Below are 12,440 nucleotides of genomic sequence, written 5' to 3'. Positions count from 1 at the left end.
GTTCGATAATCTCAACCTGTGCAAGGCGTTGAAGCACGGGATCAACCGGGCGCAGATGGTGGAGCAAGTGCTTCTGGGGCATGGGGAAGTCGGCAACGACACGCCCATTGGACCATTGAACCAGTACTTCAATGCAAGCCTCGCTCAGTTGGAGTTTGACCCGGACAAAGCGCGACATTTCCTTGCGAAAGCCGGCTTAGACTCACTGAGCCTCACGCTCTCAACCTCCCATGCGGCCTTCAGCGGTGCATGTCAGGCCGCGGACCTGTTCCAATCGTCGGCGGCACTGGCCGGTATCGAGATCGACATCATGGAAGAAGCCTCAGATGGCTACTGGGCTGACGCTTGGTTGCAGTCGTCTTTTGCCAACGGTCATTGGTTCGGCCGCGCGACGGAAGACTGGATGTTCAGCACGGCCTACGCTGATCGGGCTACATGGGGCGACTGCGGATTGCAAAGCCACGCACGGTTCCAAGACCTCTTGCTGAAAGCCCGTGCTGAGTTGGACAGCGAAACACGCCAAGACCACTACTTTGAAATGCAAGAAATCCTGCGCGATGAAGGCAGCACATTGATCCCGATGTTCGCGAATTTCCTGCAAGCGACCCACAAAGGCATCAAAACAGCCGAGACGATCGGAAACCTCTGGCCAATGGACAACGCCCGCATGGCAGAGCGGTGGTCGCGGGCATGACGCGAGAGAATCTACCTGCCCCTTGCAGACTCACCTTTCAATCCGTATATGCATGTCAACAGCGGCGCGCTGGGGTCCAAACCTAGCGCCCACCGGAGACTACAACGGGCCGCGCGCCCGTTTTTTTTGTGCGTGAAAGACATGAACGATTTGATCGCAAAAGCGGCGATTGACCGCCGCATTACAGAGATCATCACCCCAGTCATTGAAGACATGGGGTTTGAGGTTGTGCGCGTGCGTTTGATGTCTGGCAAAGAAACGGTGTTGCAGATCATGGCGCAAAAGCCGGATGGCACGATTGAGGTTGATGACTGCGGTGAGATCAGCACCGCGGTAAGTGCTGTTCTGGATGTCGAGGATCCAATTCTTGACCAATACAATCTCGAAGTCAGCAGCCCCGGTATTGATCGCCCGCTGACACGGTTCAAGGACTTTGCCCAATGGGAAGGCTTTGAGGCCAAGGTCGAAACCGAAGAGCTGATCGATGGCCGCCGCCGGTTCAAAGGACCGCTTGCTGGCGTTGAAGGCGATGAAGTTCTGATCACGATCGAAGAAGGTACGATCGGTTTAAAGTTTGATTGGTTGTCAGATGCCAAACTGGTTCTGACAGACGATTTGATCCGCGACGTTCTGCGCGGTCGCAAAGACAAAGGTCAGATTGACGATGCACAATTTGACGAAATTGAAACCATCATTGATGGCGAGGAGAAGTCCTGATGACAATCACATCTGCAAACCAGCTTGAGCTGCTTCAAACGGCTGAGGCCGTGGCACGCGAAAAGATGATCGACCCTGCGTTGGTTGTCGAAGCGATGGAAGAATCGCTCGCCCGGGCGGCAAAGTCGCGCTACGGCTCTGAAATGGACATTCGTGTCTCCATCGACCGTAAGACCGGCAAGGCGACATTTACGCGCGTCCGCACCGTGGTCGAGGATGATCTGCTTGAGAACTACCAAGCTGAGTTCACGGTGGAGCAAGCCAAGCAATACATGGAAAACCCAGAGGTCGGTCAGACTTTCGTGGAAGAAGTGCCACCAGTAGAGATGGGCCGGATCGCTGCGCAGTCTGCGAAACAGGTGATCCTGCAGAAGGTTCGCGAAGCAGAGCGTGACAAGCAGTACGAAGAATTCAAAGACCGCGCTGGCACAATCATCAACGCGGCCGTGAAGCGAGAAGAGTACGGCAACGTCATCGTCGATGTGGGCGCTGGTGAGGCTGTTCTGCGCCGGAACGAGAAGATCGGCCGTGAGGCATACCGCCCAAACGACCGCATCCGTTGCTACATCAAAGACGTGCGCCGCGAACAACGCGGTCCGCAAATCTTCCTGTCGCGCACAGCGCCAGAGTTCATGGCGGAGCTCTTCAAAATGGAAGTACCTGAAATCTACGAAGGGATTATTGATATTAAGGCCGTTGCCCGTGATCCCGGATCTCGCGCGAAGATCGCTGTTATTTCTTATGATGGCTCCATCGACCCTGTCGGTGCCTGCGTTGGTATGCGGGGTTCCCGTGTGCAGGCGGTTGTGAACGAACTGCAGGGCGAAAAGATCGACATCATTCCTTGGAATGAAGATATGCCAACGTTCCTCGTGAACGCATTGCAGCCTTCAGAAGTGTCCAAAGTTGTTTTGGATGAAGAAGCGGGCAAGATCGAAGTTGTTGTGCCTGATGAGCAGCTCTCGCTCGCCATTGGTCGCCGGGGCCAGAACGTGCGTTTGGCGTCACAGTTGACCGGCCTCGACATCGACATTCTCACTGAGGAAGAAGAATCCAAGCGTCGTCAGGCGGAGTTTGAAGTTCGCACCAAGATGTTCATGGAGACCTTGGACCTTGATGAGTTCTTCGCTCAATTGATCGTTTCCGAAGGCTTCACCAGCCTTGAGGAAGTCGCTTATGTCGAGATCGAAGAACTGTTGGTCATCGAAGGCGTGGACGAGGACACAGCGAGCGAGCTTCAGGCGCGTGCGCGCGACTATCTTGATGCGCAGAATAAGAAAGCAATGGACCGCGCCCGTGAGTTGGGTGTGGAAGACAGCCTTGTTGAGTTCGAAGGCCTGACACCATTGATGATCGAAGCCTTGGCCGAGGATGGCGTCAAAACGCTCGAAGACTTCGCAACTTGCGCTGACTGGGAGCTGGCGGGTGGTTGGACCATGGTTGATGGCGAGCGTGTGAAAGACGATGGCGTGTTGGAGAAATTTGACGTTTCGTTAGAAGAGGCGCAAGATTTGGTCATGACAGCCCGCGTAATGTTGGGTTGGGTTGACCCTGCTGAACTGGAGGCGGAAGCCGCTGAAGGTGAAAAAGGCGAAGTCGCCGAGGAGGCGGAGGTCTGATTTCAGGCCTCCGGAGTGACGCGCATGACGCGGGGCGGCCTAAAGAAAGATCGAAGCGACGGTCCAGAGCGTAAGTGCATCGTGACCGGAGAGAGCCAGCCAAAAGCTGGCCTGATCCGGTTCGTTGTGGGCCCCGATCGTCAGGTTGTGCCGGATATTCTGGGCAAGCTTCCTGGGCGGGGCATGTACGTCGCAGCGGATCGGGTGGCGCTTGAAGTGGCCAGCAAAGGCCAGTTTTCACGCTGTGCCAAACAGGCGATCATGGTGCCCGATGGGCTCGCGGATGAGGTCGAACGTCAGTTGGCCCGCCGCGCTATCGATCTGATTGCGATGTCGCGCAAAGCGGGGCGTGCGGTCTGCGGCTTTGAAAAGGTCAAAGGCTGGTTGGCAGGCGGCGAACGGGTGCGTGTTTTGCTTCAAGCCAGCGACGGCTCTGCCAGGGGCAAAGCCAAACTTTGGACCCCAGAAGGGGCCCGTTATTTCGACTGCTTCACATCTGCTGAATTGGGTTTGGCATTTGGACGGCAAAGTGTGATACATGGCGCGCTCGCGGCTGGCGGACTCGGCGATCGTGTTGTAGAGGAAGCCACAAAGCTACGTGGCTTACGCGAGGTAGACGGTGGCAAAGCGGCCACCGAGAAGGATATAGAAGCTAAATGAGCGATAACGACGGCAAAAAAACACTTGGTTTGGGCGGTTCTCGTCCAAGCAACGTAAAGCAAAGCTTTAGCCACGGTCGGACAAAGAACGTGGTTGTTGAGACCAAGCGCAAGCGTGTTGTGGTGCCAAAATCTGGTGCTGCAAAGCCGACCTCTGGTGGATCTGCGCCAGCGGGCAGTGATCCGTCACGTCGGCCAGGCGGGATTTCGGAGGCTGAGTATCAGCGCCGGATGAAAGCATTGCAGGCCGCTAAAGAGCGTGAGGCCGAAGATGCCGCCAAGCGCGACGCCGAAGAAAAGGCCCGCAATGAAGAGCGTGCCCGCCGCCGCGCCGAAGCCGAAGCGAAAGAGGCTGAGGACCGCGAACGCGAAGCCCGCGCTAAAGCCAAGGCCGAAGAAGAAGAACGTAAGCGCGAAGAAGCGGCACGCTCTAAGTCAAAATCTGCGACATCCGCACCCAACCCAGCCGACGTGCCGGGTGAGGCCGCTGTCGCGCGCCCATCTGCGGCACCGCGCGGCAAGGATCGCGAACAGCGTGAGACCCGTCAGCCCAAGCAGCAAAAAGGCCGTCAGGACGAAGGTCGCCGGTCTGGTAAGCTGACTTTGAACGACGCTCTGCGGGGTGGCGGCGGTCATCAGAAATCCGTCGCTGCGATGAAGCGTAAGCAAGAGCGTGCGCGTCAGAAGGCAATGGGCGGTCAGGTTGAGCGGGAAAAGGTTGTCCGCGAGGTGCAGCTGCCCGAAGCCATCATGGTCGGCGAATTGGCCAACCGCATGTCCGAAAAAGTCGCAGACGTTGTAAAGGCGTTGATGACCAACGGCATCATGGCGACCCAGACGCAAACGATTGATGCCGATACCGCTGAATTGATAGTGGAAGAGTTCGGTCACACAGTTGTCCGCGTCTCTGACTCTGACGTGGAAGACGTGATCGACGCGGTCGAGGACAAGGATGAAGATCTGAAGCCGCGCGCGCCGATCATCACGATCATGGGTCACGTTGACCACGGTAAGACTTCCCTACTCGACGCGATCCGCAAGACGCGCGTGACCGCTGGCGAAGCGGGTGGCATCACACAGCACATCGGTGCCTATCAGGTTACGACCGAAAGCGGTCAGGTTCTGTCGTTCCTCGATACTCCGGGCCACGCAGCGTTTACTTCCATGCGCTCCCGTGGTGCGCAGGTGACGGACATCGTTGTTCTGGTTGTGGCAGCGGATGACGCCGTCATGCCGCAGACGATCGAAGCCATCAACCACGCGAAAGCGGCGGAAGTGCCAATGATCGTCGCAATCAACAAGATTGACCGTGAAGCGGCCAACCCTGACAAAGTCCGCACCGACCTTCTTCAACACGAAGTGATTGTTGAGAAGATGTCGGGTGAGGTTCAGGATGTCGAAGTCTCTGCCATCACAGGTCAGGGCCTTGATGAACTGCTGGAAGCCATCGCGCTTCAGGCGGAAATCCTTGAGCTCAAAGCCAACCCAGACCGCGCCGCTTCTGGCGCTGTAATCGAAGCACAGCTCGACGTGGGCCGTGGTCCTGTAGCGACCGTTCTGGTTCAGAACGGCACGCTGAAGCAGGGTGATATCTTCGTTGTGGGTGAGCAGTGGGGTAAAGTCCGCGCGCTTGTCGACGACAAAGGCGACCGTGTGGAAGAAGCAGGCCCATCCGTACCGGTTGAGGTTCTGGGTCTGAACGGCACACCGGAAGCGGGCGACGTTTTGAACGTGGTCGACACCGAAGCGCAAGCGCGCGAAATCGCCGACTATCGTCAGAAGGCCGCAAAAGACAAACGTGCTGCTGCTGGTGCGGCGGTGACGCTCGATCAGTTGATGGCGAACGCCAAAGCGGATGAGAACGTCAGCGAATTGCCGATCTTGGTGAAGGCAGACGTGCAAGGTTCCTCTGAGGCGATTGTCCAAGCGATGGAGAAGATCGGCAATGACGAGGTTCGCGTCCGCGTCCTTCATTCCGGCGTTGGTGCGATTACCGAAACCGACGTTGGTCTGGCTGAAGCCTCCGGCGCGCCGGTCATCGGCTTTAACGTCCGTGCGAACACGCCTGCACGCAACTCTGCCAACCAGAAGGGTGTGGAGATCCGCTACTACTCCGTCATCTACGACCTGGTGGACGATGTGAAAGCGGCAGCTTCTGGTCTTCTGTCGGCGGAGATCAAAGAGAACTTCATCGGCTACGCGACCATCAAAGAGGTCTTCAAGGTTACTGGCGTCGGCAAGGTTGCGGGCTGTCTCGTCACCGAAGGCGTCGCGCGTCGCTCCGCTGGGGTTCGCCTGCTGCGGGACAACGTAGTGATCCATGAAGGGACACTGAAGACTTTGAAGCGCTTCAAGGACGAAGTAGCAGAGGTCCAGTCCGGTCAGGAATGCGGTATGGCGTTCGAAAACTATGACGACATCCGCCCTGACGACGTGATCGAGATCTTCGAACGCGAAGAAGTCGAACGTAACTTGGATTAAGAATAGAGAGGCGGCCAACGGGCCGCCCTTTCTCTTTGAACCTCTGAACTCACCTTGCGGTATTAAGCAGCTTTAAACGGATCCTGCCTCAACCATGTAGTTGCTTGCTGTGCACATCGCCGCATCGTCGGACGCCAAGAACAGAACCATTCGCGCGACGTAGACCGGCTCTATCAGGTAGGGCAGGCATTGTGCTTTCTTCTGCGCTTCCAGCGCCTCTGGTGTGGCCCAAAGCTCCAATTGACTGTCTGTCATAATCCATCCGGGGACGACGGTGTTCACACGGATGCGGTGCTTGCCCAAATCGCGGGCCATGGAGCGGGTCAATCCGTGCACCGCCGCCTTGGCAGTAGTGTAGGCGGGAAATCCGCCCGCCGCCTCCCACCATGAGTTGGACCCCATGTTGATGATCGACCCACCGCCGTTTTCGATCATTCCAGGTGAGATGGATTGGATCGCAAAGAACATGTGCCGCAAGTTGGTGGCTTGGCGTTCGTCCCAGTATTCTGGCGTGACATCCTGCCAATCGTGCCGATCATCACGTGCGGCGTTGTTAACCAGCACGTCTGCATGACCCAATTGGCGCGTCAGCTTTTCGAGTGCTGCTTTCATCTGATCAATGTCGCGCAGGTCACAAATTTCGAAAATGACATTCTCATGCACATTGGTGAGCTCAGCACTCGCGCCTTCATCTTTGTCGAGGAACCCAACACGCGACTCCTGCGCAGCGAAGGCTTTGACCATCTCGGCACCGATCCCTTGCGCACCGCCTGTGACGATCACGACCTTGCCTTTCAAGCTCGGAAATATCGCAAAGTTTGGCATAAGTGTTCCATATTTTTATGAGCGGTTTAGTAATATCACCCGTAAGTCTGTCGTGCCGGTTTAGTTATATTGAAGTCGCTGCTGGTCGAACAAAAAAGCCGGGCGCTGGGCGCGGCTTCTTCGTTTCATGCGAGGTTGCTTACCCGATGATCGCGTTCAGCGTCGCGGATGGGCGCATGACTGCCGCCGTCTTGGCAGGGTCGGTTTTGTAGTATCCGCCCAAGTCAGCGGGTGTGCCTTGTGCGGCGGCAAGCTCGGCCACGATTGCCGTTTCCCCGTCGGCCAATGCCTTCGCAATCGGCGCGAAATGCGCGGCGAGGTCTGCGTCGTCTGATTGTGCGGCCAAGGCTTCGGCCCAATAGCGCGCGAACCAGTAGTGGCTGTCGCGGTTGTCCGGCTCACCCACCTTCCGGCTTGGCGAACGATTGTTGTCGAGGATGCCCTGCGTCGCCGCATCCACCGCTTCGCCCAAGATCTTGGCTTTCGCATTGCTGCGGTTTTCCGCGAGAAACTGGAAGCTTTCGCCCAGCGCTGTGAATTCACCCAGTGAGTCCCAACGGAGGTGGTTTTCCGCCTGCACCTGTTGCACGTGCTTCGGCGCAGACCCACCGGCACCCGTTTCGAACAAACCACCGCCCTGCATCAGTTTCACGATGGAGAGCATTTTGGCCGATGTCGCCAGCTCCAAGATTGGGAACAGGTCCGTCAGATAGTCACGCAGCACGTTTCCGGTGATCGCGATGTGGTTCTTACCTGCGGTGATTGTTTCCAACGCGGCGCGGGTCGCTTCGCGCGGCGCCATTATCTGGAACTTGTCAGAAACGCCCGCTGCTTCAAGGATCGGCGTCACATAGGTGATCAGTTCCGCGTCATGCGCACGGGTTTCGTCAAGCCAAAACACCGCCTCGCACCCTTCCGCCTTTTGGCGGGAGATGGCGAGGTTCACCCAGTCTTCGATTGCCGCTTTTCGGGCAGAGGCGGAGCGCCAGATGTCGCCAGCCTGCACATCGTGGTTGTGGAGAACTGTCCCATCGTCGAGGATCATTTTGACGGTGCCCGTTTCCGCGATTTCGAACGTTGTCGGGTGGGAACCATATTCTTCTGCTTTTTGCGCCATCAGACCGATGTTCTGAACTGTGCCCGCGGTGGCGGGGTTCAGTTTGCCGTTCGCTTTGAAGAATTTGATCGTCTCGTCATAAACGGGCGCATAGGAATTATCAGGGATCACGCAAACCGCGTCTGCTTCCTTCCCGTCAGGCGCCCAACCCTTGCCGCCTGCGCGGATCAAAGCGGGCATGGAGGCGTCGATGATCACGTCAGACGGCACATGCAGGTTGGTGATGCCATGGTCGCTGTCGACCATATACATCGGCGGCTGGTCGGCCATGGAGGCGTCAATGGCGGCTATGATCTCCGCATTCCCTTCGACCTTTTCGAGTACCGCACCAAGCCCTTGGTTCGGGTTCACGCCCAGCGCGTTCATCTCAGCCCCGAACTTGTCGAACACTGGTTTCAAGAACGCCTTCACCGCATGACCAAAGATGATCGGGTCAGAAACCTTCATCATTGTCGCCTTCATGTGGAGGGAGAAGAGGATTCTTTCCTTCTTCGTCTTCGCAATTTCTGCTTCAAGGAAGTCGTCAAGCGCAGCAGCAGACATGAAGGTTGCGTCAACGACTGTGCCGGCAGGAAACGACAGACCGTCCTTCAAAACGGTTTCACCATCTACCGTTTCCAAGACGATCTTCGCAACTGTGTCGGCGGCTAACGTTGTGGAGACTTCGTTGGAGCGGAAATCATTGCCGTCCATGGATGCAACGCGTGTCTTGCTGTCAGCAGTCCACTCGCCCATGCGGTGTGGGTTGTTCTGGGCGTAGCTTTTGACGGCCTTCGCTGCGCGGCGGTCAGAGTTTCCTTCGCGGAGAACAGGGTTCACGGCGGAACCTTTGATCCCGTCATACTTCGCGCGCACGGCTTTCTCTTCATCCGTTTGCGGGTCTTCAGGGTAGTCAGGCAGCGCGTAGCCTTGGCTTTGCAATTCCTCGATCGCTGCGACCAGTTGAGGCACCGAGGCAGAGATGTTCGGCAGCTTCACGACATTCGCCTCTGGCGTTTTCACCAAACGGCCGAGTTCCGCCAAATCATCATCGATCCGCTGCTCTGCGGTCAGCGCTTCAGGGAAAGTCGCGATGATCCGACCAGCGAGGGAGATGTCTTTGGTTCCGACAGTGACGCCAGCAGCAGCAGCGAACTTTTGAATAATCGGCAGGAAAGAGGCGGAGGCGAGCTCAGGCGCTTCGTCGACTTTGGTGTAGATGATATCTGGATTGGACATGGAATCGGACCTCTATGACGTTTGGGTGCTCTTTAGACCAAGCATTTGGAAAGGTCTACGGCATACAACAGTATACTAAGCGGAATTATTGCTAATTTCGTGTCCAACGCAGGTGGATATCTGGTGTCTTTTCTTCGTTCCTTGATCCATCCGTACGCATCACTTCTGTGAAGCCATGTGTCTGGTAAAACGCCTGCGCTGCTGTGTTGCGTTGAAAGACCCAAAGGTTGAGTTCATCGTGCCCTGTTTTGGAGTTCTGAAGCAGGGCAGACCCAATCCCTCGTCGCTGAAACGACGGGTCGAGGTAGAGGTGGGTCAGCCAATCATTCGCATAGGCGCTATAACCAATCACCTGCCCATCAACTTCAGCAACATGCGCCGTCTCTTCGGGAAGGAGTGCGTTCGCAAAGTACCAGAGGTCCTCTTCGGCGGTATGAACCTCTGGTAGCCAAGGCATCGCTGTCGCGCGTGCATTTGTATGGATAGGCGCGATGCGCTCAACATCGGATTGCTTCGCAGGCCGGAGAGTTGCGATCACAACCAGTCGCGCAGGATTGGGATCAGGGGAATGTCTGCTTCCGGCATCGGGTAGTCTTTAAGGTCGTTGGCTTTCACCCACTTAAGCGCCTGGCCTTCCCGCGACTGCGGCGTTCCTTCCCATTTGCGGCAGGCGAAGAGTGGCATCAGAAGGTGGAAATCGTCGTAGCTGTGGCTGGCGAAGGTCAGCGGCGCGAGGCAGCTTTCCCACGTGTTGATGCCAAGCTCTTCTTCCAGTTCGCGGATCAGTGCGACTTCAGGCGTCTCCCCGTCTTCAACCTTGCCGCCTGGAAACTCCCATAGCCCCGCCATCGACTTTCCCTCAGGGCGCTGGGCCAAAAGCACGCGCCCATCGACGTCAACCAACGCAACGGCGGAAACCAGCACCGACTTCATGAGCGGTAGTCCGCATTGATGGTGATATAGTCATGCGTCAGGTCGCAGGTCCAAACGGTGCTGGTGCCGGACCCAAGCCCTAAATCGACACTGATCTTGAGGTTCTGATCCTTCATATAGGCGGCGCCTACCTCTTCAGTATAGCTTTCAGTAACCCAGCCTTCTTCAGCGACAAGGATGTCACCAAAGCGAATGGTGAGCTTATCTCTATCAGCCGCCGCCCCAGACTTCCCAACCGCCATCACGATCCGTCCCCAGTTCGGGTCTTCACCTGCAATTGCGGTTTTAACGAGCGGTGAATTGGCGATGGAGAGGGCGACGGTTTTTGCGTCCGCGTTGTCCTTTGCGCTGGTCACGCGGACCTCCACGAACTTAGTCGCGCCTTCCCCGTCCCGAACGACTTGATGAGCAAGGTCAAGCATGACCGAGTGTAGCGCGTTCTTGAAGTCAGCACTCCCAGACACATCAGCGCCCGACGCCCCAGTTGCGGCGAGCATCAGACTGTCGGAGGTGGAGGTGTCGCTGTCCACCGTGATGCAGTTGAAAGTTTTATCACAAAGCTCGGAAAGCAGCGATTGAAGTTCCGGCTGATCCAGCTTTGCGTCCGTGAAGATATAGACAAGCATGGTCGCCATATCTGGTGCGATCATTCCGGAGCCTTTGGCGATCCCTGCGATTTTTACTGTTTTGCCGTCGACCTCAACTGACGCGGTTGATCCCTTGGCAAACGTGTCTGTCGTCATGATGGCCTTCGCCGCAGCGGGCAGGGCATCCGATTTTTGCGCAGCCACCAAGCCCGCAACTTTCGCAGTGATCCGTTCATGCGGTAGGCGTTCGCCAATCACACCCGTGGATGCAGTGAAAACCCACTCTGTCGGAACACCTGTTGTCGCGCTGACCGCATCGCAAATCGCGGCGACAGACCCTTCGCCAGCTTTGCCAGTAAAGGCGTTGGAGTTGCCGGAGTTCACGATAATCGCCGCGCCAGCGTCCGATGCGGCTCCGAGCTTGGCCTGACAGTCCAATACATTGGCCGACCGAGTCGCTGACTTGGTGAAAACACCCGCTACCGAACTGCCCGGCGCCAGAACGGCCAACATCACGTCATCGCGGTCGGCATATTTCACCCCAGCCGCGGTTGCGGCAAAGGTAACGCCTTCGATGACCGGCAGGTTAGGAAAAGCGCCAGGCGCCAGTGGCGAGACTTTCATCAGTCGTCCAACAGCTCAAAATTGGTGAGTAGGTTGGGGTCAATGTCGGTTGTGACGGCGTTGTTGACCTCATATTCAGTCTCCAACTGCGCCAAGAGCGCCTGAACCGCGGCTTCCTGCAATTCACCCACAAGCTCCCCCCGCACCTGTTCGAAGGTGACGGGTGGCTGCTCGCGGGTTTCGTTCAGGATGATGACGTGCCAGCCGAACTGCGTCTCAACTGGGGCAGAAACTTCACCCACTGACAATTCAGCGGTCGCGGCTTCGAAAGCTGGAACCATGCGGCCTGCACCAAACCAGCCAAGGTTCCCGCCATTGGGGCCGGACGGGCCGGTGGAGACATCCCGTGCGACGTCCGTAAAGATTTCACCGCCGTCAACGCGGCCTTTGGCAGCCAAGGCTTCCTCTTCGGTCTCGACCAACAGGTGAGCCGCGTTCCATTCAAGGATCGGCTCCGCATCGCCATAGCGGGCGTCAAACACCTCCATTAGCTGTTCTTCGGTCGCAACTTCCTGCGTCAATTTAGCTACGACTTCATTCGACTGAAGTGCCCGAATTTCGTTCTTGATCGTAAGGTCCAAACGCTTGGAACCCTCATTGACCGCGTTCGCCAAAAGCTGTTGCTGGATCAGTTGGTCGCGGATGCCCTCAAAAAGAATTTCCGGCGGAAACTGTTCATATTGCTGCGGCAGGCTGCTGCGCACTATGATCATTTCGCCCAGCGTGATTTCGACATCGCCAACGGTGGCAATGACGGTATCAGCGTCTTGCGCGAAACTGGCCGTGGAGAAGGTCAGGGCAGCCGCGGATGCCCCCAAAACTGTGATATGTTTCAGCATTAAACGTACCCTTGATGTTTCCGCGACTGGCGCGACGTTGACACAACAAACACAGGCCCTTACATGCGATTAATGCCTCGAGAGGGCTGGTTTGTTGCCCTGTTTAGGCGTCTGTCGCAACGGCGAC

Annotated in this window: 11 protein-coding genes; 5 read left to right on the top strand and 6 right to left on the bottom strand. The window is 56.9% G+C overall.

The genetic code is table 11. The annotated features are described in order from the left end of the window. From ACTF5F_RS00160 to infB, 5 genes are all read left to right on the top strand, one after another. Positions 1-694, top strand: a 694-nt coding sequence (locus tag ACTF5F_RS00160; protein ID WP_438954855.1) for an ABC transporter substrate-binding protein, incomplete at its 5' end; no start/stop codon positions are given. 141 nt (positions 695-835) lie between these two features. After that, a complete protein-coding gene (rimP, locus tag ACTF5F_RS00155) occupies positions 836-1,411 on the top strand; it encodes a ribosome maturation factor RimP (protein WP_438954854.1) in 576 nt (191 codons plus the stop codon). Then, entirely contained in the window at positions 1,411-3,030 is a 1,620-nt protein-coding gene (gene nusA / locus ACTF5F_RS00150) for a transcription termination factor NusA (RefSeq protein WP_438954853.1), read from the top strand. The genes rimP and nusA overlap by 1 nt, the downstream gene beginning before the upstream one ends. Positions 3,031-3,054: 24 nt before the next feature. Beyond that, positions 3,055-3,690, top strand: coding sequence for an RNA-binding protein (locus ACTF5F_RS00145; RefSeq protein ID WP_438954852.1), 636 nt, complete (start codon positions 3,055-3,057; stop codon positions 3,688-3,690). Beyond that, positions 3,687-6,170 carry a translation initiation factor IF-2 gene (infB, locus tag ACTF5F_RS00140; protein WP_438954851.1) on the top strand — a complete coding sequence of 828 codons (2,484 nt, stop codon included), beginning with the start codon at positions 3,687-3,689 and terminating at the stop codon, positions 6,168-6,170. The genes ACTF5F_RS00145 and infB overlap by 4 nt, the downstream gene beginning before the upstream one ends. 72 nt (positions 6,171-6,242) lie before the next feature. Here the strand turns inward: infB and ACTF5F_RS00135 are convergent, their stop codons facing one another. The 6 genes from ACTF5F_RS00135 to ACTF5F_RS00110 form a co-directional block, all read right to left on the bottom strand. Further along, positions 6,243-6,995, bottom strand: a complete 753-nt coding sequence (locus ACTF5F_RS00135) for an SDR family NAD(P)-dependent oxidoreductase (protein WP_438954850.1) — start codon at positions 6,993-6,995, stop codon at positions 6,243-6,245. Positions 6,996-7,134: 139 nt separating this feature from the next. After that, on the bottom strand, positions 7,135-9,330 hold the full coding sequence (locus ACTF5F_RS00130; RefSeq protein ID WP_438954849.1) for an NADP-dependent isocitrate dehydrogenase: 2,196 nt from the start codon (positions 9,328-9,330) through the stop codon (positions 7,135-7,137). Positions 9,331-9,421: 91 nt separating this feature from the next. After that, positions 9,422-9,787: a GNAT family N-acetyltransferase gene (locus ACTF5F_RS00125; RefSeq protein ID WP_438954848.1), complete on the bottom strand. Its 366-nt coding sequence runs from the start codon at positions 9,785-9,787 to the stop codon at positions 9,422-9,424. A gap of 77 nt (positions 9,788-9,864) precedes the next feature. Next, entirely contained in the window at positions 9,865-10,263 is a 399-nt protein-coding gene (gene mutT, locus ACTF5F_RS00120; protein WP_438954847.1) for an 8-oxo-dGTP diphosphatase MutT, read from the bottom strand. Then, entirely contained in the window at positions 10,260-11,474 is a 1,215-nt protein-coding gene (gene argJ, locus ACTF5F_RS00115; RefSeq protein ID WP_438954846.1) for a bifunctional glutamate N-acetyltransferase/amino-acid acetyltransferase ArgJ, read from the bottom strand. Before argJ ends, mutT begins: the two co-directional genes overlap by 4 nt. Next, positions 11,474-12,313, bottom strand: coding sequence for a peptidylprolyl isomerase (locus ACTF5F_RS00110; RefSeq protein ID WP_438954845.1), 840 nt, complete (start codon positions 12,311-12,313; stop codon positions 11,474-11,476). The genes argJ and ACTF5F_RS00110 overlap by 1 nt, the downstream gene beginning before the upstream one ends. Positions 12,314-12,440 lie beyond the last annotated feature (127 nt).

Origin of the sequence: Cognatiyoonia sp., assembly GCF_965661665.1 — a bacterium.
Classification (GTDB): domain Bacteria; phylum Pseudomonadota; class Alphaproteobacteria; order Rhodobacterales; family Rhodobacteraceae; genus Cognatiyoonia.
The sequence above is the reverse complement of the archived record's forward strand: the minus strand, read 5'-3'. Positions and strand labels throughout refer to the sequence as shown.